Source organism: Streptomyces uncialis (genome assembly GCF_036250755.1).
GTDB classification, from domain to species: domain Bacteria; phylum Actinomycetota; class Actinomycetes; order Streptomycetales; family Streptomycetaceae; genus Streptomyces; species Streptomyces uncialis.
Map to the genome: position 1 here is coordinate 1,020,992 of NZ_CP109583.1, position 25,308 is coordinate 1,046,299.

21 protein-coding genes are annotated in these 25,308 nt (G+C 71.9%); 9 read left to right on the forward strand and 12 right to left on the reverse strand.

The window, feature by feature from the left end; translation table 11 throughout:
* Positions 1 to 2 precede the first annotated feature (2 nt).
* Positions 3 to 869 carry a methyltransferase domain-containing protein gene (locus OG711_RS03885; RefSeq protein ID WP_329558392.1) on the reverse strand — a complete coding sequence of 289 codons (867 nt, stop codon included), beginning with the start codon at positions 867 to 869 and terminating at the stop codon, positions 3 to 5.
* 28 nt (positions 870 to 897) lie between these two features.
* On the opposite strand from OG711_RS03885, the gene pdxR reads away from it, so the two are divergent.
* Both pdxR and OG711_RS03895 read left to right on the forward strand, forming a co-directional pair.
* Entirely contained in the window at positions 898 to 2,388 is a 1,491-nt protein-coding gene (pdxR, locus tag OG711_RS03890) for a MocR-like pyridoxine biosynthesis transcription factor PdxR (RefSeq protein WP_266505395.1), read from the forward strand.
* A gap of 358 nt (positions 2,389 to 2,746) precedes the next feature.
* Positions 2,747 to 3,376 carry an isochorismatase family protein gene (locus OG711_RS03895; protein ID WP_266505396.1) on the forward strand — a complete coding sequence of 210 codons (630 nt, stop codon included), beginning with the start codon at positions 2,747 to 2,749 and terminating at the stop codon, positions 3,374 to 3,376.
* 266 nt (positions 3,377 to 3,642) lie between these two features.
* Here the strand turns inward: OG711_RS03895 and OG711_RS03900 are convergent, their stop codons facing one another.
* Genes OG711_RS03900 through OG711_RS03910 form a run of 3 tightly spaced genes read right to left on the reverse strand, consistent with a single transcriptional unit; the run spans position 3,643 to position 7,931 of the window.
* Positions 3,643 to 5,379, reverse strand: coding sequence for an ABC transporter ATP-binding protein (locus tag OG711_RS03900; protein WP_073786428.1), 1,737 nt, complete (start codon positions 5,377 to 5,379; stop codon positions 3,643 to 3,645).
* Positions 5,372 to 7,180, reverse strand: a complete 1,809-nt coding sequence (locus OG711_RS03905; protein ID WP_329558393.1) for an ABC transporter ATP-binding protein — start codon at positions 7,178 to 7,180, stop codon at positions 5,372 to 5,374. The genes OG711_RS03900 and OG711_RS03905 overlap by 8 nt, the downstream gene beginning before the upstream one ends.
* Positions 7,181 to 7,187: 7 nt before the next feature.
* The gene (locus OG711_RS03910; protein ID WP_329558394.1) at positions 7,188 to 7,931 is read right to left on the reverse strand and encodes a siderophore-interacting protein; all 744 of its coding nucleotides are present in this window, start codon (positions 7,929 to 7,931) and stop codon (positions 7,188 to 7,190) included.
* 207 nt (positions 7,932 to 8,138) lie between these two features.
* Here OG711_RS03910 and OG711_RS03915 point away from each other — a divergent pair, with 207 nt between their 5' ends.
* On the forward strand, positions 8,139 to 9,125 hold the full coding sequence (locus OG711_RS03915) for an ABC transporter substrate-binding protein (protein ID WP_329558395.1): 987 nt from the start codon (positions 8,139 to 8,141) through the stop codon (positions 9,123 to 9,125).
* Between the two features lie 183 nt (positions 9,126 to 9,308).
* Here the strand turns inward: OG711_RS03915 and OG711_RS03920 are convergent, their stop codons facing one another.
* Entirely contained in the window at positions 9,309 to 10,475 is a 1,167-nt protein-coding gene (locus tag OG711_RS03920) for a FecCD family ABC transporter permease (RefSeq protein WP_245876715.1), read from the reverse strand.
* Positions 10,472 to 11,515 carry a FecCD family ABC transporter permease gene (locus OG711_RS03925; protein ID WP_202536049.1) on the reverse strand — a complete coding sequence of 348 codons (1,044 nt, stop codon included), beginning with the start codon at positions 11,513 to 11,515 and terminating at the stop codon, positions 10,472 to 10,474. Before OG711_RS03925 ends, OG711_RS03920 begins: the two co-directional genes overlap by 4 nt.
* Before the next feature lie 236 nt (positions 11,516 to 11,751).
* Between OG711_RS03925 and OG711_RS03930 the strand changes: the two genes are divergently transcribed.
* From OG711_RS03930 to OG711_RS03940, 3 genes are all read left to right on the forward strand, one after another.
* On the forward strand, positions 11,752 to 13,164 hold the full coding sequence (locus OG711_RS03930) for a lysine N(6)-hydroxylase/L-ornithine N(5)-oxygenase family protein (protein WP_329558396.1): 1,413 nt from the start codon (positions 11,752 to 11,754) through the stop codon (positions 13,162 to 13,164).
* 187 nt (positions 13,165 to 13,351) lie between these two features.
* On the forward strand, positions 13,352 to 14,170 hold the full coding sequence (locus tag OG711_RS03935; RefSeq protein ID WP_329558397.1) for a DJ-1/PfpI family protein: 819 nt from the start codon (positions 13,352 to 13,354) through the stop codon (positions 14,168 to 14,170).
* Between the two features lie 225 nt (positions 14,171 to 14,395).
* Positions 14,396 to 14,548, forward strand: a complete 153-nt coding sequence (locus OG711_RS03940) for a hypothetical protein (RefSeq protein ID WP_178390984.1) — start codon at positions 14,396 to 14,398, stop codon at positions 14,546 to 14,548.
* A 121-nt stretch (positions 14,549 to 14,669) separates the two neighbouring features.
* Here OG711_RS03940 and OG711_RS03945 read toward each other — a convergent pair whose 3' ends face one another.
* From OG711_RS03945 to OG711_RS03960, 4 genes are all read right to left on the reverse strand, one after another.
* Entirely contained in the window at positions 14,670 to 15,743 is a 1,074-nt protein-coding gene (locus tag OG711_RS03945) for a FecCD family ABC transporter permease (RefSeq protein WP_329558398.1), read from the reverse strand.
* Positions 15,740 to 16,852: an iron chelate uptake ABC transporter family permease subunit gene (locus OG711_RS03950; RefSeq protein ID WP_329558399.1), complete on the reverse strand. Its 1,113-nt coding sequence runs from the start codon at positions 16,850 to 16,852 to the stop codon at positions 15,740 to 15,742. Before OG711_RS03950 ends, OG711_RS03945 begins: the two co-directional genes overlap by 4 nt.
* A 52-nt stretch (positions 16,853 to 16,904) precedes the next feature.
* Positions 16,905 to 17,924 (reverse strand): ABC transporter substrate-binding protein, encoded by a 1,020-nt coding sequence (locus tag OG711_RS03955; RefSeq protein ID WP_073786440.1) that lies wholly within the window; start codon positions 17,922 to 17,924, stop codon positions 16,905 to 16,907.
* 118 nt (positions 17,925 to 18,042) lie between these two features.
* Positions 18,043 to 18,933: an AraC family transcriptional regulator gene (locus OG711_RS03960; RefSeq protein WP_329558400.1), complete on the reverse strand. Its 891-nt coding sequence runs from the start codon at positions 18,931 to 18,933 to the stop codon at positions 18,043 to 18,045.
* A 176-nt stretch (positions 18,934 to 19,109) separates the two neighbouring features.
* Between OG711_RS03960 and OG711_RS03965 the strand changes: the two genes are divergently transcribed.
* A complete protein-coding gene (locus OG711_RS03965; RefSeq protein ID WP_329558401.1) occupies positions 19,110 to 21,515 on the forward strand; it encodes an excinuclease ABC subunit UvrA in 2,406 nt (801 codons plus the stop codon).
* Between the two features lie 160 nt (positions 21,516 to 21,675).
* Here OG711_RS03965 and OG711_RS03970 read toward each other — a convergent pair whose 3' ends face one another.
* Entirely contained in the window at positions 21,676 to 22,047 is a 372-nt protein-coding gene (locus OG711_RS03970) for a hypothetical protein (RefSeq protein ID WP_143201210.1), read from the reverse strand.
* A gap of 493 nt (positions 22,048 to 22,540) precedes the next feature.
* Here OG711_RS03970 and OG711_RS03975 point away from each other — a divergent pair, with 493 nt between their 5' ends.
* Positions 22,541 to 23,524, forward strand: a complete 984-nt coding sequence (locus OG711_RS03975) for an alpha/beta fold hydrolase (RefSeq protein WP_405672693.1) — start codon at positions 22,541 to 22,543, stop codon at positions 23,522 to 23,524.
* 103 nt (positions 23,525 to 23,627) lie between these two features.
* Positions 23,628 to 24,590: a D-2-hydroxyacid dehydrogenase family protein gene (locus tag OG711_RS03980; RefSeq protein ID WP_073786448.1), complete on the forward strand. Its 963-nt coding sequence runs from the start codon at positions 23,628 to 23,630 to the stop codon at positions 24,588 to 24,590.
* 125 nt (positions 24,591 to 24,715) lie between these two features.
* On the opposite strand, the gene OG711_RS03985 is transcribed toward OG711_RS03980, so the two are convergent.
* Positions 24,716 to 25,132 (reverse strand): hypothetical protein, encoded by a 417-nt coding sequence (locus OG711_RS03985; protein WP_329558402.1) that lies wholly within the window; start codon positions 25,130 to 25,132, stop codon positions 24,716 to 24,718.
* Positions 25,133 to 25,308: the final 176 nt, after the last annotated feature.

Below are 25,308 nucleotides of genomic sequence, written 5' to 3' on the forward strand. Positions count from 1 at the left end.
CTTCAGATCCGCGAGGGCTTCGGGGGCGACGGGGGCGACGGGTTGACGGCGGTGGCCTTGAAGAACGTGTAGTGGAAGGTCCCTTCGCGGGCGGTCCGGTGCAGATCGGCGATCCCCCGGTCCCAGTCGGCCGACGTGATGAGGGCGGCGGCCAGCGCGTCGCCCCGGACGGCCTCAACCATGGCGGTGAACGTGTCGCGGGTGAAGCCCTCGGCCAGCGCGGGCCGGGTGCGGTCGGCGTAGACGGTGCGCGGGCGGACCTCGACGTCCTCGTACCCGGCGCCGGTCAGCAGGGGGTGCAGTTCCCGGCCGAGCAGCGGGTTCCCACCGGCCGCCGTCTGAAGGCTGATCTGGCACTCGATCGCCGCGCGGGCGTACAGGCTGTCCGGGTGGAAGAAGGCCGATCCGTGGTCACCCTCGATGACGGTCAGGGTGCCTCCGGGTCGCAGCACACTCCGCAGTACGGCCAGCGCCTGCCGGGGAGCGGGCAGATGCTCCAGGACGAAGCAGACGAAGACATGGTCGAACTCCCCGTCGGCGAACGGCAGATCGTACACATCGGCGCGATGCCACTCCATCCGCGCGTCCGGCACGGCGGCCGCGACATGGGCGCGGGCCCGCGCCAGGGACTCCTCGGACCGGTCGGCCGCGACGATGTGCGCGCCGGGACTGGACCTGAGCAGATGGACCGTCTGGGCGCCGACCCCGCAGCCGATCTCCAGTACCCGGCTGCCGGCCGGGTAGGACGTGCCGTCGTGCAGCAACCGCGCCAGGGTGTCCGCCTGGTCGCCCAGTCGGCGGCCCTCGCGCCGGGAGTATCCGTGAACGTAGTCGACTGTCGGGACGGGGCCGGGACGCGCTGTTTCCATGGGTTCACCCTGCTGCCAGCATGGCCCGGTGAACAGATCCAATGACCATGCTTCCGACAGGTCCATAACGGCGGGGTCCGACTTCCTGCATCTGAGCATCGACGAGGCTCCGACGGGCGGGAAGGCGGACTGGCTGACCTCGCAGATCCGGCGCGCGCTGACGGACGGCCGTCTGCCGGTGGGCAGTCGGCTGCCGGCCACCCGGGTCCTGGCCGCCGAACTGGGGGTGTCACGCGGTGTGGTCACCGAGGCGTACCAGCGCCTGATAGAGGACGGACATCTCGCCGGACGGGGGCGGGGCGGCACGATCGCGGTCGGCGCCCCCGCGGCGATCCCGGCGGGTGGACCGGCCACGCCCGCCGGTCCGCCCTCGCCGCGGGACCTGTTCACCGCGGCGCCCGGCCCGGACGTCTTCGATCTGATACGCACCGTCCGCGCGCGGATCGACCTGTCGCCGGGGCTGCCGGACCTCGCGGCGTTCCCACGGGCCGAGTGGCTGCGCGCCGAACGCCGCGTCCTCAACTCCCTCGTGGCGGCCGACCTCGGGTACGGCGACCCGCGCGGAACACCGGCGCTGCGGCTGGCCGTGGCGAACTGGATCGCCCGCAACCGCGGTATCAGGGCCGATCCGGAGGAGATCCTCATCGTCTCCGGCACGGCCCAGACGCTCACCCTGCTCGGGCAGGTGCTGCGTGACGACGGCGTCCCCGCGGTCGCCGTCGAGGACCCCGGTTCACTCGGAGCCCGCCAGCATCTGCGCAACTGCCGGCTGGACACCCCGCCCGTCGCCGTCGACTCCGAGGGCGTCCGCGTCGACGAGCTGCGCGCCATGGGCGCGGCAGCCGTGCTGCTGACACCCGCGCACCAGTTCCCGACCGGTGTGGTCCTGCGCGGCACCCGGCGCGGCGAACTGACGCGCTGGGCCCGGGAGAGCGGCGCGCTGATCATCGAGGACGACTACGACGCCGAGCACCGCTACGACCGGACCCCGGTACCCGCGCTGCGGTCCGTGCTGGCCGAGAACGTCTGCTACGCCGGGAGCGTGTCCAAGCTCCTCGCCCCCGCGCTGCGTATCGGATGGGTCCTCGCCCCGCCGAGGTACCGGGCGGCCCTTGTCGACGCCAAGCGGTTCGCCGACCTCGGCAGCGCCGTCCTCCCCCAGCTGGTGCTGGCCCGGTTCATGGAATCGGGCGAGATGGAGCGCCAGTTGCGCCTGCGCCGCAGACACCATCGCCGCCGCCGGGACGCCATGGTCAAGGCGATCGGCACCCGTCTTCCGGGCGCGACCGTGCACGGCACCGCCGCCGGTCTGTATGTGACGGTCACCTTCGACGCGGGCTTCGCCGACACCGATCTCGCCGCCGCCGCGCTCGCCCGAGGGGTGAAGGCGCAGCCCCTGTCCTGGCACAGTCAGCGTCCGCACCGGCCGGGGCTGGTCCTCGGCTACGCCGCGAGCACGGTCACGGAGATCGAGGAGGGCGTGACGACCTTGGGCGAGGCCCTGCGAAAGCTGCTGTGACCGTGGGCCGAGCACAGGAAGGGGGACGGGGGTACGCAGACGGGTACGCAGCCACGGACGCGCACCCGTACCCGTACCCGTACGCCGACACGGACCGGCCTGACGCGGACACCGGCGGACCCTGCCCGGCGGCCGGCGGCACGCTCCGGAGGGCCGGCCCCTCGACCGCCCATGGCGGGAAGCCGCCTGCTTTGCGGGTCTGCGGGGAAGAGCCGCTGGTCACGCGGCTTCGATCGGCGGGGAATCTCATTCCCCGAGATCGTTGTTTAGGCTAGCCTAAGCTTAGTTCGGACTGGTCGGAGTCGCCGTTCCCGGTCGCTACCGGTCGTCCTGTCGTGCCGTCAGCGAGGAGATTCCCGTGGGTCCGCCTGCCGTCGCGTCCTACCCCATGCCCGCCAGGGCCGAAGTACCTTCCTCGGCGGCGTCGTGGACGATCGATCCCGCGCGTGCCGCGCTGCTCGTCCTCGACATGCAGCGGCATCACCTGGGCCGTTTCCCGACGGACGACGCGCCGACGGAACAACTCGTCGGCAATGTGAGCGCGCTGCGGGAACTGGCCGGGGTGCTCGCGATACCGATCGTGTTCGGCGTGGAGCAGGCCGTCCGGCAGCCCGATCAGCGGGGCGTCCTCGGTGACCTCTGGGGTCCTGGGATCACCGATGCCGCCGACGCGGCACTCATCGACACGCTCACGCCGCGCGCGGGAGAGCATGTCGTCGTCCACACCCGGCCGAACGCCTTTCTCGGCAGCCAACTGGAACGGACCCTGCGGGGTTACGGGCGCGACCAGTTGATCGTGTGCGGGCTCTTCGCCGGGCTCGGTGTGCTGCTCACCTCGGCCGATGCCGTGATGCAGGGCATCCAGCCGTTCGTCGTCGCCGACGCCGTGGCGGATCTGTCCGCCGAGGAGCACACCGGCGCGCTGCGCTGGATGGCCGTGCACAGCGCGGTGGTCACCCGGACCGAGCAACTGCTGCACGCGGGCTGACCTTCACCCGCGAACGGGCTTGAGGCACTGCCTCCCCACAGCCCGGCGTCCTCACAGCCCGGCGTCCCCACAATCCGGCGCTCCGGCGCTCCGCCGCTCCCGGGGAGCTCACGATCTGCCGCTCCGCCGATCAGGCGCACCCACCGCGCGGTGTTTCCCCCCTGACCCGCGTGTCCCACGACTCCCGATGCCGGTGAGAGCCGACGGACCGGGCCCTGCCCGTCAGGCGGGGGCCGATGGACCGGCCCCCGCCCACCGGGCCGCTCTCAGCCCTCCGCCAGGACCATCCCGTCGTCGAGACGGACCACCCGGGGAAGCCGTTCGATCGTCGACTCGCGGTGGGCGATGACGATCAGGGTGCGGTCCGCGCGCAGCGTGTCGACGGCGATCTCCAGCCGCCGGGCGGTGTCCGGGTCGAGATCGGCGGTCGCCTCGTCCAGGACCAGGACGGCCGGGTCGACCAGCGCCGCCCGTACCAGACCGATGAGCTGGAGTTCACCCGCGGACAGCGCCTCGGCGCCGCGGCCGACCCTGGTGCGCAGACCGTCCGGGAGACCCCGTGTCCAGTCCTCCAGGTCCAGCCGGGCCACGGCGGCGGCGATCCGCTTCTCGTCCGGGGTGCCGGGCACCAGACCCAGGTTGTCCAGGAGGGAACCGTCGATCAGGTGCACCCGTTGCGGCACGAGGACGACGCGGCGGCGCAGTTCGGCGGCGGAGAGCTCGCGCAGATCCCTGCCGTCGTAGTGGACGCTGCCCGAGTCGGGGGTGTAGAGCCCGGTGACCAGTTTGGCGAGGGTGGTCTTCCCGGCGCCCGTGGGTCCCGCGAGCCCGAGCCGTTCACCGGGCTCGACCCGCAGCGAGAGGCCGTGCAGCACCTCCCGGCCACTCAGGTACGAATAGCGCACCGCGCGGATGTCCAGCACTCCACGGGCGGCGGTCAGCGGCCCACTCCTCCCGGTGTACGGCCCGCGGGGCGGCACCACCACGGACGGACCCGGTCCGGGGTCTTCGCGGGACGCGGTGGTGGCGAGCAGGTCGAGGAGCCGGGCGAGGCCGACCAGGGTGAGCTTGACCTGGCCGACCAGGTTGGACGCCTGGGCCGCCGAGTCGAAGAGCTGGCGCGTGGCCAGGACGAACACGACGACGGTGCCCACACTCACGCGCCCCTCGGCCACCAGCCGGCCGCCGAGCAGCAGCAGTACCGCGGTCGTCGCCCCCTGCACCACACGGGCGAGGCTGATGAGGGACAACGACCGCTGGCTCCGGCGGGCCGCTCGGTAGCGCCGCTCGCCGTCGCGCAGGAAACGCGTACGCCAGAAGTCGGTGCCGCCGCCGGTCCGGAGCATCTCGTGGGACTGCACCAGCTCGCGGTAGGTGGTGGCGACCCGGCCCGCCGCGGCCGCCTCGGCGGCGAACGCGGGATCGGCGGCCTTCTTGAACAGCCGCAGCACAACGATGATGGCGGGCACGAACACCACCAGCAGGGCCGATGCCAGCAGGGGCGAGTAGCCGAACAGCACGATCGTGGTGAGGAGCAGTTGTCCGGCGACGGTCAGGACATCGGGCAGCTGGGCCCGGACGAAGTTGGCCAGATCGGCGATCTCGGTCGTGGCGCGCCGCAGCAGATCACCCGAGGGCTGGGCCTCCAGGAACCGCAGCGGGGCCCGGGAGAGCCGTTCGACGACGAGGTCCCGCAGTTCGCGGACCACCCGTTCGCCGACGGTGGTGAGCCGGATCTCCGACTGCCGGAAGAGCAGCAGCCGCAGCAGGGCGAGCGCGGTCAGGACCGCCACCGCGGTCATCAGCCCGGCCCGGTCGCCGTCCAGCAGGCGGTCGACGCCCGCGCCGATGACCGCGGGTACGGCCACGGTGGTCGCGGTGGCAGCCACGCTCAGGGCCAGTGCGGCGAGGACGCCGCGGCGCTGGGTACGCAGATGGGGCCAGGCGCGCCGGAGCACGGCGCGCTGGTCGGGGCTCGCGGACAGCCGTGCCTGTTCAGCCACCGGTGGTCACCCGGGCCTCCGTGCCGGTGATCCCGGCCGGGGTGGCGGGCTCCAGCGTGACGACCTGGTCGGCGGCGGCCAGCGGGGCCGGCCGGTGGGTGGCCCACACCACCGCCGTGCCCTCGGCCCAGGCCCGTAGCCGTGCCACGATGATGCGTTCGGTGGCGGTGTCGACGGCCGAGGTGATGTCGTCGAGGAGCAGGACGGCCGGTCGGCGCAGTACCGCGCGGGCGAGGGCGAGGCGTTGGAGCTGTCCCCCGGAAAGGGTGCTGCCGCGCTCCGCGACCTCGGTCCCCAGTCCGTCGGGCAGCGAGTCGAGGTAGCCGTCCAGGGCGGCGACACGGCAGGCGTCGCGCAGTTCGTCGTCGCTGAAGGTGCCGCCCAGCCGCAGATTGTCGGCGAGTGTGCCGCTGATGGTGCCCGAGCGCTGGGGCACGAATCCGATGCGGGTGTGGACATGGAGCGGGTCGGCATCCCTCAGCGGGACACCGCCGAACCGGACCTCCCCGTCGCCGGGGTCGACGAGCCGGGCGAGGACACGCAGCAGAACGGTCTTGCCCGAGGCCATGGGTCCGGTCACGGCTGTCAGGGTGCCGGGTGCGGCCGTCAGGGTGACCGGGGCGAGCGCGGTGCGCCCGCCGACGGTGACGGACACGGACTCCGCTTCCAGCAGACCTTCCACCGGCAGGTCACGGGCGGGCCGCTCAGCCGGCCGCTCGCCGGGCCCGGGCAGGAGCACCTCCTGGAGTCTGCGGGCCGCGGTGACGGCCTGGCTGAGCTGGCTCAGCCGCATGGTCAGCACACCCACCCACAGCACCAGCATGCTCATCCAGCTGGTGAACGCGACGATCCCCCCTACCGACATGTCGCCCCGCAGCACGGCGAGTCCGCCGAGGCCGAGCCCGGCGCCGATCGCCAGGGCGGGCACGAACGGGGAGAGCGCGGCCCAGTCCGCCGAGATCCTGGCGGCGGCGAGCGTGTGCTCGGTGACGTCCCCGCTACGGGCCGCATGGCGCCGTACGAGGGCCGGTTCGCCTCCGATGCCGCGTACGGCGGCGCTCGCGGACAGCAGGTCCTCGACGGCGTCGGCGCGGTCGGCGTGCGCCGTGGAGAGCGCGGTGTTCGCCCGGCCGAAGCGCCGGGGGAACCAGTACGTGTTGATCCACACCAGCGGCGGCACACAGGCGAGACCGACGACGGCGAGCAGCGGGTCGAGGCGGACGATCGCGGCGATCATCACGGCGAATCCCACCGCACCGGTGACGAAGGACGGGACTCCCATCAGCCAGGTGCGGACGAGGTCGACGTCGCGGGTGCCGCGCATCCCCAGATCTCCCTCGCCGAACCGTCCCAGCGAGCGGCTGTCGAGCCGGGCGACCCGGTCGGCGAGGGCGAGTTGGAGGCGGTTGCCCTGGAGGGTGCCGACGAGGGTGGAGAACCAGCCGACCGCCATCTCGGCACCGGCGGCGACGAGTCCGGCGGCCAGGATCAGCAGCGCCCAGTTCCACAGGGCGTCCTCGTCGCCGCCGACGACGCCCCGGTCCACGGCGCGTTCGATGAACCACGGGAGCGCGATGAGCGCCAACTGGTAGAGCAGGCCGCTGAGTACGGCCGAGGTGAGGAGTCCGGCGCCGCTCCGCAGACAGGCGCCGAGCAGTCTCCGTCCGTCCTTGGCCGTGGGGCCGGAGGCGGGGTCGGGGCCAGGACCCGGGTCGGGACCTGAGTCGGGAAGGCCGGACCGGTCGCCGTCGGTCGGGGTGGTGTCGTCCGGGGCGGTGTCGTCCGGGGATGGGGCGGTCATCTGCGGGTCAGACCTCGCTGTCCTGTGTCTCACCCCTGGTCCAGTAGGCGGTCAGATGGGTGTCGGAGCGTTCCATGCCGAGTCCGCGCACGAAGTGGTGGCGCAGGCCGCGGACGACCTCCCGTTCGGCTGCCCCCCATATCCGCCCCCGGCCGACGGGCAGCTTCAGCGCCGAGGCCCGTTCGTGCAGCAGCAGTCCGGGGGTGCGGCCGTCGCGGTGCAGCCACTGGACGCGGGCGTCGGCGCGGGTCGTGAGTTGCTGTTCCTCGGCGGCGTCGGCCACTTCGATGAGCGCCGACACCCGGTGATCCGGCGGGAGTTGTTCCAGCAGGGCGCCGATCGCCGGGAGCGCGGTCTCGTCGCCGAGCAGGACGGTCCAGTCCGCTTCGGGGTCGAGCGTGTAGGCGGGGGTGGGCCCGAACCAGATGGACTCGTCGCCGGGTGCGGCGTGCTCCGCCCAGCCGGAGGCGAGTTGGTCGGCGCCGTGCAGGACGAAGTCCATGTCGACCTCGCCGAGTTCGGGACGGTGGTGGCGGATCGTGTAGCGGCGCAGCCGTGGCCGGGCGGCGGGGAGCAGGCTTCGCGCGGCGTCGATGGTGAACGGCCTCGGGAGGACGACGTCCGGCGCGTAGAAGTAGAGGGCGACGTGCTGGTCGGTGCCGTTGTCCGGGAGGTGCGCCAACTCCTCGCCGGTGAAGGTGATACGGGCCATCCGGGGGGTGACGCGGCGCACCCGACGCACCCGCGTCACATGAAGTCCTCCTGGTCGGCTGTGCGCACCTGGACGGTGCTGGGTCGACGCCCCGCTCATCTCCTGGAGCTCCTCGCTCTTGATCCTCAGGCCAACACGTCAGATCTTGCTCGGAACGAGTACGTTAGGCAAGCCTTACCTATTGCCCTCTCGTTCATGGCGAGGGGGCGGCTTCACGCTGCGCAACCGACGGAGGAGCAAGACATCATGACCCGTTCGCACACCATGACCGTTTCCCTGGGCCGCAGGCGGTTCGTCGGAGGACTCACGGGTGCCGCCACGGCCCTGGCCCTGACCGGTTGCGGTGTGAGCGAATCGTCCGGTGACGACAACTCCGGTGCGGACAAGGGCGCCGAAGGCGGTCTGCGCAGCGTCAAGACCGACAACGGCACGGTGAGACTGCCGCGGAACCCCGAGCGGGTCGTCGTCACCGACAACTACGCGGCCCTGATGCTGCTGGAGCTGGGGCTCGTGCCCGTCGGGGTGCCCGACGGAACCGCCAACCCGACCCTGATGCCGAAGCGGGACCACGAGCGGCTGAAGGATGTGAAGACGATAGGCGCGGTCGGCTCGCCCAACTCGCAGGCCGTCGCGGCGCTGAAGCCCGACATGATCCTCGACCAGTTCTACAAGGACAAGTCCGCGCCGTTGAAGTCCGTCGCCCCCGTGGCCCACTTCGACTGGGCCACCAGCGGGGCGCTGTGGCACGACCAGATCGCCAAGGCCGCGCTGGCGGTCAACCGGGAGGACAAGCTCACGGAGATCAAGAAGCGCTACCAGGACCGGATCGGCGAGGTGAAGGCCGCGTACAGCAAGCAGATCGCGACCTCCACCTGGGCCCCGCTGAGCGGTGGCCAGAGCGGCCAGTTCTTCCTCGGTACGCCGCTCGTCACCGTGATGCGTGATGTGGGGCTCAAGATCGGCGCGGGCATCCCGGCCGACAAGGCCGGTTTCCTGGCCAAGAGTTACGAGGAGATCGATGTGCTCGACGACTGCACGGCGCTGATCTACCCGGTGCAGTTCGACGGCAAGCCCACCCCCACCACCCAGCAGCTGCTGGACAACAAGCTGTGGAAGAAGGTGCCCGCGGTGAAGGCGGGCCGGGCCTTCTCCTCCCAGCACTTCCTCATGGCCAACTACACCTTCGCCATCGGCGCGGTGGACGAGATCGAGGAGATGCTGAGGAAGCTCTGACCGTCACGGTGTGCGGCGCGGCGCCGGTGTCGTTCCCCCGGCCTCGCGCCGCACACCACCCGGCCTCGCGCCGCGCACCCCGCCCCACGCCGCACACCACTCCCCGCACCGCCTCGCCGCACTTCCCCCGCGACGTGCCCCCCGTCACCGACCGGCGACGGGGGGCCTGCGGCGGCCCGTACGTCAAGCACGCCCCGTTCCACGCCGCTTGAAGAGCACCCAGGCGAGGTACACGCCGCCGAGGACCGCCGTGGTGACCCCCACCGGCAGCTGGTTGTTGCGCTGGGACTCGTCCACCAGCCGCAGCGGTCCCAGCAGGTCGCCCACCCACGCCAGCGTGGTGAACAGCTGGGCGGACGCGAGGTGCGCCGCCGAGAGCAGCGCGGCCCCCACGGTCCCGGCGGACAGCACGCTGACCCCGGGGCCGCGGGTGAGCATCGCGGCGATCTGCGGCGCGGCCAGTGCCACGAAGGGGATCGGTCCCGCGCTGGCCACCGCGACCCCGCACAGCCCGATGCCCAGTACGGTCAGCGCGAGCCGCACCCGGTCGACGCGGACGCCCAGACCGCTCGCGAGGTCGTCGCCCAGCTCCAGCATCCGCAGCTGTCTGCCGAGCAGCACGGTGGCCGGGAACAGGACGGCGAGGGCGACGGCCATCATCTGCACCGAGCTCCAGCCGCGGCCGTTCAGGGTGCCGACCAGCCAGATGTGCGCGTTCTGGGCGTTGTCGAGGCTGGAGCGGGTGAGCAGATAGGAGTTGACCGAGCCGAGCATCGCGGTCACCCCCAGCCCGACCAGGACCAGCCGTACCCCGTGCAGTCCGCCCCGGCTGGCCAGCACGAAGACCAGGAACGCGGTCATCAGGCCACCGGCGACCGCGCCCGTGGCGACCGTGGCGGCGCCGCCCCCGAAGGTGACGATCGCGAGGATCGCGCCGGTCGACGCGCCGCTGTTGAAGCCGATCACGTCCGGGCTGGCCAGCGGGTTCCTGGAGATGCTCTGGAAGATCGCGCCGCTGACCCCGAGCGCGGCGCCCACCAAGGCGGCGAGCAGTGCCTGCGGCAGTCTCTCGTGGTTCACGAAGTGCACGGCGAGCCGGTCGCCGGTGCCGTGGAAGAGCGCCTGGGCGACGTCCGGGAGCGGGACCGTGTAGGCGCCCACGCAGAGGCTGACGACCAGCGACAGCAGCGCCAGTACCAGTGCGGCGAGGGACACCACGGCCGTACGCGGGTGCACCCGGAAGGTGACGCGGCCCGACCACAGCCGTACCGGTCGGGTCGTGGAGGTGCGGCGGGGCGTAGCGGTGCTGTCGGAGCTGTCGGTGCCCGGACGGGTTCTGGTCACGGTCACAGTGAGATCTCCTTGCGCCTGCGCACCATCGCGATGAAGACCGGCGCGCCCACCAGCGCGGTGACCGCTCCGACCTCCAGCTCCCCCTCGGGCAGCACGACGCGGCCCAGGATGTCGGAGGTCAGCAGCAGGATCGGGGCGAGCACCATGGAGTAGGGCAGCACCCAGCGCAGATCAGGTCCGGTCAGCCAGCGCGCGACCAGCGGGACGACGAGCCCGACGAAGCCGATGGGACCGGCGGCGGCGGTTGCCGCGCCGCACAGCAGGGTCACCGCGAGCACGGCCGCCATCCTGGTGCGGGCGATCCGCGCGCCCAGGGCCTTGCCCAGGTCCTCCCCCAGCGCGAGGGCGTTGAGCGGGCGGGCCAGCAGCAGCGCGACCACCAGACCTGCCACCACGAACGGCACCAGGTCCCTCATCAGCTCCGGGTCCCGGCCGGCCAGCGAACCGACCATCCAGAACCTCATATGGTCGAAGGTCGCGGCGTTGAACACGGTGAGTCCGCCGATGATCCCGCCCAGGCTCGCGCTCACCGCCGCCCCGGCCAGCGCGAGCCGTACGGGCGTGGGCCCGGCACGGCCGGACGCCCCCAGGAGGTAGACGACGACGGTGGCCAGCGCCGCGCCGAGGAAGGCGAACCACACCAGCGAGGTGAAGGTGGTCAGCCCGACGACGCCGATACCGAAGACCACGGCGGCCGAGGCACCGGCGTTCACCCCGAGCAGTCCGGGGTCGGCGAGCGGGTTGCGGGTCATGGCCTGCATCACCGCACCGGCGACCCCGAGCCCCGCGCCGACCATCAGGCCCACCAGGGTGCGCGGCAGCCTGAGTTCACGTATCACTCCGGTGGTGTACGAGTCGTCGCTGCCCAGGAGCGCGGCCCAGACCTGGGCCGGGGAGGTGTCCTTGGCGCCGATCCAGGTGCTGAGCACGACGAGGAGGACCAGTACGCCGGTGAGCGCGAGCAGCGCGGACCCGCGCAGCACCCAGCGGGCGCCGTCCCGCTTCCCGTTCTGCCGGGGGTCGGGCGGGGCGGCCAGGGGGGAACGTCGGGTCACCGCGGCGGCGCTCCCCGTGTACGGCGTCCCCGGGCCCGGTGGCCGGACATCGCAACCCGCATGATGGCGCTTCCCCGTTCTCACGATCGTGTGGCGGCGGCGACCGGAGTCCGACAGCTGTTTCTTTACAGGCAGTTGGCACGCCGGAGCGCCCCGCCCCATTGCAAAGTAAGGCTAACCTTACCTACGATCGCGTCGGTTAGGGAGGCGATGCTGCGGTGAACCGAATCCGCCGCGAACAGGATTCCGACTGCGACGTGCTGGGGATCGGCTTCGGCCCGTCCAATCTGGCACTGGCCATCGCGATCGAGGAGCACAACGGACTCACCACCGGGAACGACGAGTTAAGGACCGGCTTCCTGGAGAAGCAGCCGGGGTTCGGCTGGCACCGGGGGATGCTCATCGACGACGCGACGATGCAGGTGTCGTTCCTCAAGGACCTGGTCACGATGCGTGACCCCACCAGCCGGTACAGCTTCCTGTGTTTTCTGAAGGAGCGCGACCGGCTGGTCGACTTCCTCAACCAGAAGACGCTGTTCCCGCTGCGGATCGAGTTCCACGACTACTTCGCGTGGATCGCGGAGCGACTGTCGCACCTGGTGGACTACGCGCACGAGGTCGTCGGCGTGGAGCCCGTGTTCGACGGTGACGACGTCCGCTGGTTCGATGTGCTGAGCCGGGTCGGCGGTCCGCGGGGGAAGCTGGTGACCCGCCGGACCCGCAATCTGTGTGTGGCCACCGGTATGACACCCCGGATACCCGCGGGTGCCGAGATCAACGACCGGATATGGCACAACCGGGACCTGCTGCCCGGGGTGGCGGGCTGGAGCGGCCGTCCGCCCGCGCGGGTGGTGGTGCTCGGCGCCGGACAGAGCGCCGCCGAGACGGTCGCCTATCTGCACCGGGAGTTCCCCACCGCGGAGGTCGTCTCGGTGTTCGCCAAGTACGGCTACACACCGGCGGACGACAGTCCGTTCGCCAACCGGGTCTTCGATCCCGAGGCGGTGGACCTCTACTACCGGTCTCCCCCGGAGGTGAAGAACTCGCTGATGGGCTATCACCGGAGCACCAACTACTCGGCGGTGGACATGGACCTGATCGAGTCGCTGTACCGCACGCAGTACCGGGAACGCGTGCAGGGACGGCAGCGGCTGCGGTTCCTCAATGTCTCCAGGCTCCGGGAGGTCACCTCGTACGACGACGGGCTCCGGGTCACCGTCGAGCATCTGCCCACGGGTGAGCGCACGACGCTGGAGGCGGATCTGCTCGTCTACGCCACCGGATACCAGCAGGCGGACCCCGCGGCACTCCTCGGCAAGGTCGGCAAGCTCTGCCTGCGCGACGAGGACAACGAGCTGCGGGTGCGCCGGGACCACCGGGTCGAGACCGTGGACCATGTGTCGGCGGGCATCTATGTGCAGGGCAGCACCGAGCACACGCACGGGATCACCTCGACCCTGCTGTCGCACACGGCCGTCCGGGTGGGCGAGATCCTCGACTCGCTGCTCGCCCACCGGAAGGAAGCCCAGCGGGGGAACGCCCCGCACGAACCCGCCCAGCGGGAGGACGCACACCGGAGGGGCGTTCCCCGCGACGAGGAGGGATCACTGACCGGCACCGCGCCGCACTGACCCGCCGCCCTCGGCAACCGGCCCCCGACGGGAACACCCGCTCGTCGGGGGCCGGTTCCACGCCCCGAACCTTCGTGGGGGAGGACGGCACGGTCGGGAAGGGAACTCGTGGCGGCTGCGGGCCGACTACTGCTGCGTCCGGCGAACGGTGTCCACCGTTCGCCCACACGACGGAGGTGCGGCGGAGTTGACGACGGAACACGAACGGAGCCGGCGCGGGGTGCTGCGCGGCGCGGCGGCAGTCACCCTGGGCACGGGGTTCGCGGCGGGCGCGACGGCGGGAACGGCGGCGGCCGTCGGGGGAACGTCACGGGCCGACGAGCCGGTGAGCGGTGCATCCGCCCGGGAGCGGGGCGGGCGGCGGCTGGATGTGGCGGTGCTGCTGTACGACGGGTTCACCGCCCTGGACGCGGTCGGCCCGTACGAGACGCTGTGCCGGGTGCCCGGTGTGCGGGTGACCATGGTCGCCCGGAGGGCGGGGCCGGTGCGCACCGACACCGGTGAACTCTCGGTCACCGCCGAGAGGTCGCTGCGCGAGATGCCCCGCGCCGATGTGCTGCTGGTACCGGGCGGCGGGGAGCGGGGCACGACCACGACCATGGCCGACGCGGGCACCCTCGACTGGATACGCCGGGTGCACCGGCGCAGCACCTGGACCACCTCGGTCTGCACCGGTGCGCTGATCCTGGGGGCGGCCGGGCTGCTGCGGGGTCTGCCCGCCACCACGCACTGGGCCTCGGGCCCCTATCTGGGGGAGTTCGGGGCCACGTACACCCCGGGACGGTTCGTCGAGGCCGGGAAGATCATCACGGCGGCCGGTGTCTCCGCCGGTGTCGACATGGCGCTGCATCTCGCCGCGCGGCTGTCCGACGAGAAGGTGGCGCAGGCGATGCAACTGGCGCTGGAGTACGACCCGGACCCGCCGTACGACACCGGAAGCCCGGAGAAGGCCGACGCGGAACTCCGGGCGCTGGCGCTGCGGCTGATCGCCGACGCGGCCGTCTGAGTCCGGCGGGCGCGATCCGCCGTCCCCCGGTGCCCGTCCCCGGAGCCGTCTCCCGTGCCCGTCCCTCCTCGCCGCCGGACCGGGGTCGCCCGAACCACCCGGATGTGTGGCTTGCGTCGGGCTGGTGGGAGCGGGCCGTCCGTCCTACTGTCGAGTGCCGCCGGTGGGGCGGTGTCCGACGCCGCCGGCCGTCCGCGCCGGAGCGGCACAGTCCAGGAGGTCCCCATGACCGTCCGTCGTCTCTCGCTCGCCCTCGTCGGCCTGGTGGCCTCCGCCGCTCTCGTCGGGGCCGCGTCGCAGCTCGCGAAGATGGTCGTCCCCGACGACCGTCCGGCCTCCTCCGTGAGCGCCATGAACAAGGCGGAACTCGTCGGCTGAGCCGGACGCTGCCGGGGGCGCGGTCGCCCGGAGGCCCTGGCGGCGCCGGGTCGGACCGCGCACCCGGGGGCACGCGCGGGCACACCGCCCATTCCAGGGCTCCTGGGCCGGACAGCGCGGGTCAGGCGGACCTGCGGGCCTCGCGCACCAGCAGCCAGACGAAGTACAGCCCGCCGATCGAGACGGTGACGATACCGACCGGGAGCTGGACCGGGGCGAAGAGCCGCTGGCCGATCAGATCGGCGAGGACGAGCAGGAACGCCCCGAGCACCGCGGACGGCAGCAGGGCGACCGAGGCGGAGCGGGTGACCCGGCGGGCGATCTGGGGTGCCACGAGGGAGATGAAGGCGATGGGCCCCGCCGACGCCGTCACCAGTGCGGTGAGCGCCACCCCGAGGACGACCGCGGTGAGCCGTACGGCGTTGACGCGAATACCGAGCGCCGACGCCGCGTCGTCGCCGAGTTCGAGCTGCCGCAGGGCCGGACCGGTCGCGAGGGTCAGGGGGACGAGCACGGCGAGGATGCCGAGGACGGGCCAGAGCTGGTCGTAGCCGAGGCTGTTGAGGGAGCCACCGCCCCAGACCGCGGCCAGCATCGCCTCCTCGATGTCCGCCCGCAGCACCAGCCAGGTGTTGAACGCGCCGAGCATGGCGGAGATCGCGATACCGACGATGATCAGCTGGAACGCCCGTGTCCCCTGGCGGTAGGCCAGGACGAAGACCAGGAACGCGGTCGCGATCCCGCCGATCAGCGAACCCGCGGCGACCTGGTAGTAGCCGCCGCCGCTGATCAGCATGACGACGAGCGCGCCGGTGTAGGAGCCGGAGGAGAAGCCGATGATGTCCGGTGAGCCGAGGGGGTTCCTGCTGACCGACTGGAAGATCGCCCCGGCGACGGCGAGGGCCGCGCCGAAGAGCACGGCGAGCAGCACCCTGGGGAGCCGCCACTCGACGACGATCTTCCTGGTGCCGCCCTCACCGCCGCCCGTGAGGGTCCGGAGCACCTCGCCCAGCGGGATGTCATAGGTGCCGTACGCGAGGGAGACCAGTACGGCCACCGCGGTGAGCAGCCCGAAGACCGTACAGCTGACGGCGGTACGGACGTCGAGGCGCAGTGACCAGCGGGGGCCCCGGGAGACCAGGATCGTTCTGCCGAAGTCGACGCGGGTGCGCGGACCCGCGGGTGCGCCGCTCACAGTCCGCTCACCTTCCTGCGGCGTACGAGGAGGATGAGCACGGGGGCTCCGATGAACGCGGTCACGATGCCGACCTGGAGTTCCTGGGGGGTGAGGACGATCCTGCCGACGGTGTCGGAGACGATCAGCAGGATCGGCGCGCAGACGATGGTGTACGGGATGATCCAGCGCTGGTCGGGTCCGACGAACCAGCGGGCGACATGGGGGACCATCAGGCCGACGAAGCCGATGGGTCCGGCCGCGGCGGTGGCGGCCCCGGCCAGCAGGGTCACGGCGACGACGACGGTGACGCGGGTGCGGACGATGCCCGCGCCCAGCGACCGGGCGAGGTCGTCGCCGAGGGCGATGGCGTTCAGGGGGCGCGCGGCGAGGAGTGCCAGCACCAGACCCGCCGCGATGAAGGGCAGCACGGTGTGGAAGACGTCCCAGCCGCGGGCGGCGAGCGATCCGGCCGCCCAGCCGCGCATGGCGTCGTACACCTCCGGGTTCAGCAGGGTGACGGCCGCGGAGATCCCGGCCAGTACCGCGCTGAGCGCCACGCCGACGAGGGTCAGTTGCACCGGTGTCGCACCGGCCCGTCCGGCGGACCCGAGGACGTACACCAGGGTCGTGGTGACGACGGCGCCCGCGAAGGACATGGCGAGGTACTGGCCGGTCGAGGAGAGCCCGAGGAAGGCGACGCCGATGATGACGGCGAATCCGGCGCCCGCGTTGACGCCGAGGATGCCGGGGTCGGCCAGCGGGTTGCGGGTGAGGGCCTGGATGAGGGCGCCGGACACCCCGAGTGCCGCGCCGACGGCCAGCGCGAGGAAGGCGCGCGGGACCCGCAGGTCACGCACGATGAAGGCGTCCTCGGACCCGTCGTAGGTGGTCAGCGCGTGCCAGACGTCCGTGACGGGGATGGACTTGGCGCCGAAGGCGAGGCTCAGTACCAGGCAGCCGCCGAGTACGAGAAGGCAGACGAGCAGTCCGAGGGCGCGGCCCGCGTGGGTGCTCACCAGTCCGGGGCGGTGCCGCCCCCTGTCCCCGCCGCCGCGGCCGGTCGGTCCGGACGGCGGGGCCTTGTCCGGTCCGGGCCGCCCGGCCGCGGCGGCCACTGTGGTGCTCATGTTCCGGGACGCTCCCGCTGCGCTTCGCGGGGTCCGTGTCCGGGTGCGCCGCTCATGACCCGGCCTTCGCGTCGAGCTTCGCGAGGATGCCGTCGAGGTGGCCGAGGCTCTCGGTGCCCCATGCGAAGGAGGAGACCACGGCGGCCGGGGTGTTCTCGACGACGAGACCGTTCTTGACGGCCGGGAGGTTGTTCCACACCTTGTTCCCGGAGAGCTTGGTGACGAAGCCGTCGAGGCCGTAGCCGTGGACGAGGATGTCCGCGTTGGACAGCTTCCCGATCTGTTCGAGCGACAGCCACTGGCTCACGGTGCCGGGCTCGCCCTTGTGCTCGCCCTCGGTGAAGGGGCGGAACTTGGCGCCGACGGCGTCCCAGACGGGGACGTAGAAGTGTCCGGCGGGGTAGGTGCCCCAGGTGGACTGGTCCTGGCCGTGGGCGAAGACGGCGATGGTGTTCTTCTTCAGGACGTCCGCGTACTTGGTCTTGAGCTCGTCGGCGCGCTTCTTGAACACCGCCTGCTGCCGCTTGCCCTCCTCGGCCTTGCCGACGGCCGCGGCGATCATCAGTGTCCGGTCCTCCCAGGCGCCGATGCCCGAGGCGTCGAGCTGGACGACGGGGGCGATGCTCTGGAGCCGTTCCAGTTCGCCCTTCCGGAGGAAGCGGGTCTCGGCGAAGATCATGTCGGGGTCCTGCTTGGCGACGGCCTCGACGTTGAGCTCGTAGTAGGTGCCGACGGTCGCGGTCTTCTTGAGTGCTTCGTGGTAGCGCAGGGGCCGCAGGTTCGGGTCGTCGTCCGCGAACCCCTCGACGACCCCGATCGGCTTGACGCCGAGGTCCACCAGGGCGGCGGGCGAGTAGAAGTCGACGGAGACGATGCGCTCGGGCTTCGCCGGGACCTCGACCTCGCCCGCGATGTCGGTGACCGTGCGGGTCTGGGCGCCCGACGACTTCCCGGATTCCGTTCCGCCCGCCGAGCAGGCGCTCATGATCAGCACGGCGGCGGCGCTCGCCGCGGCCGTGGCGAGAAGCCTGGGTCCCCGCGGTCGGGACGCAGGGGTGGTGCGGCGTGTCATCGGACTCCTTCAGGGGCCCCGTACGGCGGTGGAGAACCGCGCCGTCGGGCTTAGGGCAGGCTTACCTAAGTAAGGTAACCCAGTTCCCATGAGGGTATGGGGACACTCTGTTCCGGTTTCACGACACGGTGGGGCGGGGCACCGCGGATAACGGCGCGGCGTCGTCCAGCCCGCTCACCGACCGGAAGTACGCGGCGGGCGTATGCCCGGTGACCTGGCGGAAGAGGTCGATGAAGGTGCTCGGATTGGCGTATCCCAGCCTGCGGGAGACGGCCACGACCGGGGTGCCCGCCGCGATGTCGATGAGGGCGCGGCGGACCCGGACGAGGATGCGCCACTGGGTGAGGCTGACACCGGTGTCCCGCTGGAACCAGCGCATCAGGGTGCGGCCGCTCAGCCCCAGCTCCCTCGCCCATTCCTCCGTGGTCCGGTCGTCCGCCGGATCGGCGATGATGCGGTCGGCGACCGAGCGCAGCTCCGGGGTCTTCGGCAGCGGGATGTCCAGGGAGGCCGCCTGGACCGGCCGGACGAGGTCCACCCCGACCTGCTGGAGCCGCAGCCGCGCCTCGTCGGGCATCTCCTCCCGCTGGTTGTGGAGCAGGATCTCCCGCAGGAGCCGGCTCATCGGGATACCCGTCACGGTGGGTGAGACCGACGTGGTCAGCCCGGGATTGAGGAAGGTCGCGTACGTGACCGTGCCCGCGCTGGCCTTGACCCGGTGCGGCATCCCGGCGGGCAGCCAGATCCCCAGCGCGGGCGGCACGAGCCAGACGTGTCCGGCGGCCTCGACCGTCACATTGCCCGTACCGGACCACAGGAGCTCGGGCTCGGGGTGGGACACCGTCTCCCACTCCATCGGCTCGGGCGCGCGGAAGGTGCCCGTGGTGAGCAGCCAGGGGTCCTCGACCTGGCGTTCACCGCTCGGGACGTACGCGGTCCACTCGTCGGGCTCCAGGGTGGGCGCGCCCCACAGCCGCACCGCGGACGCCCTTTGTCGCTTTACCGTCATGGCGCGAAACCATACCTGGTTGTGTCGCTCTCCCCCGGTGCCGCCGGACGGACGACGGCAGCCGCCGCGGCCGGGCCCGACAATGGAGCCGGACGTACTGTTCGAGCCGGTCGGACCGAGCCGGGCGACGACGCCGGGGACCGCGCGGACGGTCCCGCCCCACAGAGGGAGACACGATGAGCAAGGCCGGCAGAACGGGTACGGGGCCGACCGCGCCGCACACCGCCGACAGTCATGAGCTGATCCGGGTGCACGGCGCGCGCGAGAACAATCTCAAGGACGTCAGCGTCGAGATCCCCAAGCGCAGGCTGACGGTGTTCACCGGGGTCTCCGGCTCGGGCAAGAGCTCACTGGTGTTCGACACGATCGCGGCGGAGTCGCAGCGGCTGATCAACGAGACCTACAGCGCTTTCGTACAGGGTTTCATGCCGACCCTGGCCCGGCCCGAGGTCGATGTGCTCGAAGGACTGACGACCGCGATCATCGTCGACCAGCAGCGGCTGGGGGCCGACCCCCGCTCCACCGTCGGCACCGCGACCGACGCCAACGCGATGCTGCGCATCCTCTTCAGCCGGCTCGGCCGGCCGCACATCGGCCCGCCCGGCGCGTTCGCCTTCAACGTCCCCTCGGTGCGGGCGAGCGGTGCGATCACGATCGAACGCGGTGCCCGCAGAACCGTGAAGCAGACGTTCACCCGCACCGGCGGTATGTGTCCGCGCTGCGAGGGCCGCGGCACGGTGTCCGACATCGACCTCACCCAGCTCTACGACGACTCCAAGTCGATCGCCGAGGGCGCGTTCACCATCCCCGGCTGGAAGTCGGACAGCTGGTGGACGGTGCGGACCTACGCCGAGTCGGGCTTCCTCGACCCGGACAAGCCGATCCGCGACTACACCGCCAAGGAGATGCGGGACTTCCTCCACCGGGAGCCGACCAAGGTCAAGGTCGAGGGGGTGAACATCACCTTCGAGGGGCTGATCCCCAAGATCCAGAAGTCGTTCCTCGCCAAGGACCGGGAGGCGATGCAGCCGCACATCCGGGAGTTCGTCGACCGGGCGGTCACCTTCACCACCTGCCCCGAGTGCGGCGGCAGCCGGCTCAGCGAGGCGGCCCGGTCGTCGATGGTCAAGGGGATCAGCATCGCCGACGCCTGCGCCATGCAGATCAGCGATCTCGCCGCATGGGTACGCGACCTCGACGAGCCGTCGGTGGCGCCGCTGCTCGACGCCCTGGGACACACCCTCGACTCGTTCGTGGAGATCGGCCTGGGCTATCTCTCGCTGGACCGGTCGTCGGGCACGCTGTCGGGCGGCGAGGCACAGCGCGTCAAGATGATCCGCCACCTCGGCTCCTCCCTCACCGACACCACGTATGTGTTCGACGAGCCGACCATCGGGCTGCATCCCCATGACATCCGGCGGATGAACGAACTGCTGCTGCGGCTGCGGGACAAGGGCAACACGGTCCTCGTCGTGGAGCACAAGCCGGAGACGATCGCGATCGCCGACCATGTCATCGACCTGGGCCCCGGCGCCGGTGCGGGCGGCGGCACCGTCTGCTTCGAGGGCACCGTCGAAGGACTGCGTGCCGCGGGCACCCTCACCGGCCGCCATTTCGACGACCGGGCCGCCCTCAAGGAGACGGTCCGGAAGCCCACCGGGGCACTGGAGATCCGCGGTGCGGCGACGCACAACCTGCGCGATGTCGATGTCGATGTCCCGCTCGGTGTGCTCTGTGTGGTCACCGGGGTCGCCGGTTCCGGGAAGAGTTCGCTCGTGGACGGGTCGCTCGTCAGGAGCGCGGGGGCCGGGCGCGAGGGCGTGGTGTCGATCGACCAGGGCGCGATCCGCGGCTCCAGACGGAGCAACCCGGCCACGTACACGGGGCTGCTGGAGCCGGTCCGCAAGGCGTTCGCGAAGGCCAACGGCGTCAAGCCGGGGCTGTTCAGCTCCAACTCCGAGGGTGCCTGCCCCACCTGCAACGGCGCCGGTGTCGTCTACACGGATCTGGCGATGATGGCCGGGGTGGCCAGCACCTGCGAGGACTGCGAGGGGAAGCGGTTCCAGGCTGCCGTACTGGAGTACCACCTCGGTGGCCTGGACATCAGCGAGGTCCTGGCGATGCCGGTGACACAGGCGGCGGAGTTCTTCGGCACGGGTGAGGCGCGCATCCCGGCCACACAGGCGATCCTGGGGCGGCTGGCGGACGTCGGCCTCGGCTATCTCGGTCTCGGCCAGCCGCTCACCACACTGTCCGGCGGCGAGCGGCAGCGGCTCAAGCTCGCCACCCGGATGGCGGAGAAGGGCGGTGTCTACGTGCTCGACGAGCCGACCACCGGTCTGCATCTCGCCGATGTCGAGCAACTGCTGGGACTGCTCGACCGGCTGGTCGACTCCGGCAAGTCGGTCGTCGTCGTCGAGCACCACCAGGCGGTCATGGCGCACGCCGACTGGATCATCGACCTGGGCCCCGGCGCCGGCCACGACGGCGGCACCGTCGTCTTCGAGGGCACCCCCGCCGACCTCGTCGCCGCCCGCTCCACCGTGACCGGCGAGCACCTCGCGGCCTACGTCGGCATCTGACCGGACCCGCCCGGTCGCGCTCCGCCCGGCACGAACGCGGCGGCGGGGATCCGCGATACGCGAATCCCCGCAGCCAGGGCCGTGCGGCCCGCGCGTGCTACGCGCCGACGGGCTTCAGGGGCCCGTCCGCGCGTCCCGCTCGCCCCGAGGGGCGGGTGGGTCAGGCCTTCTTGGTGTACTTGGTGGTGCAGTGACCGACCTCGGTGCCCTTCACCATGCATCCCCACCACGTCACGGAGGTGCCCTCTTCGAGGTTGCCGGTGGCCCAGCCGGTGCAGTACGGCGAGTTGTGACCCTGGGTGCTGACAGTACGGTTGACGCTGCCGTTGCTGCCGATGTCCATGTAGGTCTTGATGCCCCAGCCGTCGGCCGCGTCGTCGCACGCCCTGATCGCGTCCCCGGGCTTGTTCCCGCTCGGGTCGGCGTTGAAGATGGCCTTGCCCGCGCCGTTGCTGAACCAGACCACCCCTGACGTCACGTCAGCGCTGGCCGGGCTGACGGCGACAGCGGTGAACAACGCCGCTGCGGACACGGCAAGGATGCTTTTGACGGCAATGCGCACTCGGTAACCCTTTCACTGCGTCACTCCGTGTGAGTGAACGTCTGTTCCCAGAGTGTGTACGACACTTGATCGATGCACAACCCAATTATTCCCTTGATCGCGCGACGGCGGTGGGGGGAACGCGCGGCAACACCGCAGGTACGGGGCGTGGGCCGCACCGGTACGACGGAGCGGGGCGGGGGGCGGCGACCCCGGTTCGGCGACCCGGGTCCGTGACTCCAACGGTTCGGGCGCGGGGCCGGGCGACCGGTGGCCGCGGCGAGCGCGCCCCGGACGGCGACCGTCCGTGTCCGCCCGGCGGAAGGACCCGGTCCGTCCGGCCTCCGGGACGGCGCCGCGACCTCATGCCGGTCGCGGGAGTCCCGCTCCCGGAGACCAGCGGGGACAGAAACTCCCCCGGAGCACATCAGGTTAGGCTACCCTCACCAGTCCTTGAGTGGCGTCGGCGGTGAGGGCGGTCGGGATGCGGAAGCGGCTGGGGCGGGGCGGGGAACGCGCGGCGAGGGGAGCGGCACCGGCCGGGCGGGGCCCGGGCGGTCCGGCCGCGACGGCGGGCGGCGGCCCGCACAGCCAGGGGAACGCGGCTGTCGCGACGACCCGCGACGGCAGGAAGCTGTTCCATATGCGCCGCGCGGGCCCGGACGCGGCGGCGACGGCGCCCACGGTGGTGTTCGAGGGGGGCCTTGCCGCGAGCCGTTCGTACTGGGCGCTGGTCCAGTCGGCCGTGGCCGCGCGGGCGACGACGGTGGTCTACGACCGGAGCGGCCTCGGCCGCAGCCCCCGGGACCCGGGCGCCCGGACCCTGGGCAGGATGGCCGGGGACCTGGGCGACCTCCTCGGCCATCTCGGGCCGGGCCCGTTCCTCCTCGTCGGCCACAGCTGGGGCGGGCCGCTGGTGCGCCTCACCGCCGCCGCCGCTCCCGAACGGATCGCGGGCGTCGTCCTGGCGGACCCGACCGACGAATCCTGCGATCTGCTCCTCGAACCCTCCATGCGCCGCCAGGAGAGGATCGGCCAGCTGGTCAGCAGTGGCCTCGCCCACGTCGGACTGCTCGCCCACGCCTATCGCGAGGTCCTCGCCGCGCTGCCGTCCGACGCCGCCGCCGATATGCGCGAGGAGGGCTTCACCGTGCGGGCGATGCGCACGCGCGCGGCGGAACTGGTCTCCGTCGTCGCGGACCTGACCGCCCTGCGCGAGAGCCCTCCGCACCTCGCGGACGTCCCCGTGACGGTCATCTCCGCGGGCAGGACATCGGTGGGCATGAACACCCGGGTCCGTGAACTCGCCACCGCCTCCCATGCCCACCGCGCCGCGCGGTACCCGCGAGGGCGGCACGTCATCGGCCCTCATGCGGACCACATGATGCCGGTGACCGGGCCGGACGTCATCGCCGCCGAGATCCTGCGACTGATCGACGGCGCCGCCGGGGCCGAGGAGTCCGGCTGAACGGGCGGTCACCGCCACCGGGAGGAAGCACGCCGGAGGCGGCGGGTACTGTCTGCGCACATCGGCCCCGCTCGAAGGGCCGGGCTTGTCTGGAGGGCTTGCCATGACGAAGCTGCGCTGTGCGGTGCTGGACGACTACCAGGGCGTCGCCCGCTCCCTGGGAGACTGGCGGAGGATCGCTCCCCAGGTGGACACGGAGTTCCTGGACACCCATCTCGTCTCCCAGGACGACCTGGTGCACGCCCTTGAGGACCGCGAGATCGTCGTCGTCATGCGTGAGCGGACCCCGTTCCCCGCCGGTCTCCTCGCACGGCTGCCCCGGCTCCGGCTGCTGATCACCTCGGGGATGCGCAATGCCGCCATCGATCTGGAGGCGGCCGGACGCCAAGGGGTCACCGTGTGCGGCACGGTCAGCAACTCCGAGCCGCCGGCCGAACTGACCTGGGCGCTGATCCTCGGTCTGGCCCGCCAGGTGGTGCCCGAGAGCACCGCGCTCCGTTCGGGCGGGCCGTGGCAGCACTCCCTGGGAGCCGATCTCCACGGGCGCCGCCTCGGACTGCTGGGGCTGGGCAAGATCGGCCGCAAGGTGGCACGCGTCGGCGCCGCGTTCGGGATGGACGTGATGGCGTGGAGCCCGCACCTCACCCCCGAACGCGCCGCCGAGGGCGGGGCCGTCGCCGCCGCCTCCAAGGAGGAGCTGCTGGAGAGCAGCGACTTCGTGTCGGTTCATCTGGTGCTCGGGGACCGCACCCGGGGACTGATCGGTGAGAAGGAACTGCGCCGGATGCGCGACAGCGCCTATCTGGTCAACACCTCACGTGCGGCGATCGTCGACCAGGCCGCGCTGCTGCGGGCCTTGGAGGAAGGCTGGATCGCGGGGGCGGGCACCGATGTCTTCGAGACGGAACCCCTGCCGCTCGACGACCCGCTGCGCACCGCTCCCCGCCTCCTCGCGCTGCCGCACCTGGGCTATGTGACCCGGAGGAACTACGAGGGGTACTTCGGTCAGGCCGTCGAGGACATCGAGGCGTTCCTGGCGGGCAGCCCGGTACGGGTGCTGGGCTGAACGCACCGGAGCCGGTGCGGGTGTTGGGCGGAACACCGCGCGACCGGTACGGATACCGCGGTGAGCGCGGCAGGTCCGTACGGATACCTGGGTGAGCGCGGCAGTTCGGGGCCGCGCCCGTGCGCTCAGGCCGTGAACTCCTCGGCGGGCAGGTCCACCCCGTCGAACGTGACGAGCAGGGAGGTGTATCCGTGGTGCACCTCCGGGTTGGGGAAACTGGTGAGCTCCCAGGGCGCGTCGACCACGGCGGGGCCGCAGGGCAGGGTGCCCGAGCCGGACGGCAGGGCGAGGGGAATGATCTGGAAGCCGGTGAAGTGGACCGGCACGGTGGTACCGGCCGGCGCGGTACAGGTGTACGTCCCGCCGATGGTGAGCGTGCCGTAACCGAACGGGCTGGTGGCGGGCTGGGCGTTCGCCCACCGCACGTCCAGCGACTTGACGGACTGGGGCAGCGCGGCGGCGCCGGGTGCGCCGATGCCCAGCACGGCCAGAGCGGTGACGGCGAAGGCGGCGACAGCACGGGGTCCGGTGGCCAGTCTCAAGCGAGGCTCCTCGGGTGGGGGCCGCCCGTGACGCGGGCGGCCCGGTGGTCGGGGCTGTCCCTGTGGACCAGGGAATCCAGGTCTATCGGTGCCCGGGGCGGACGGACAGTCGCACGGCACGGCGCGCGGGGGCAGGGCCGTCACACAGCCGGAAGGGGCCCTGGTCAGCGCCCGCC

Bases quoted from the DNA above. Each gene is read 5' to 3' on its own strand.
- OG711_RS03885 (WP_329558392.1), bottom strand. From the start codon at position 869: ATGGAAACAGCGCGTCCCGGCCCCGTCCCGACAGTCGACTACGTTCAC.
- OG711_RS03905 (WP_329558393.1), bottom strand. From the start codon at position 7,180: ATGACCGCCCCATCCCCGGACGACACCGCCCCGGACGACACCACCCCG.
- OG711_RS03915 (WP_329558395.1), top strand. From the start codon at position 8,139: ATGACCCGTTCGCACACCATGACCGTTTCCCTGGGCCGCAGGCGGTTC.
- OG711_RS03940 (WP_178390984.1), top strand. From the start codon at position 14,396: ATGACCGTCCGTCGTCTCTCGCTCGCCCTCGTCGGCCTGGTGGCCTCC.
- OG711_RS03950 (WP_329558399.1), bottom strand. From the start codon at position 16,852: ATGAGCACCACAGTGGCCGCCGCGGCCGGGCGGCCCGGACCGGACAAG.
- OG711_RS03955 (WP_073786440.1), bottom strand. From the start codon at position 17,924: ATGACACGCCGCACCACCCCTGCGTCCCGACCGCGGGGACCCAGGCTT.
- OG711_RS03960 (WP_329558400.1), bottom strand. From the start codon at position 18,933: ATGACGGTAAAGCGACAAAGGGCGTCCGCGGTGCGGCTGTGGGGCGCG.
- OG711_RS03965 (WP_329558401.1), top strand. From the start codon at position 19,110: ATGAGCAAGGCCGGCAGAACGGGTACGGGGCCGACCGCGCCGCACACC.
- OG711_RS03975 (WP_405672693.1), top strand. From the start codon at position 22,541: ATGCGGAAGCGGCTGGGGCGGGGCGGGGAACGCGCGGCGAGGGGAGCG.
- OG711_RS03980 (WP_073786448.1), top strand. From the start codon at position 23,628: ATGACGAAGCTGCGCTGTGCGGTGCTGGACGACTACCAGGGCGTCGCC.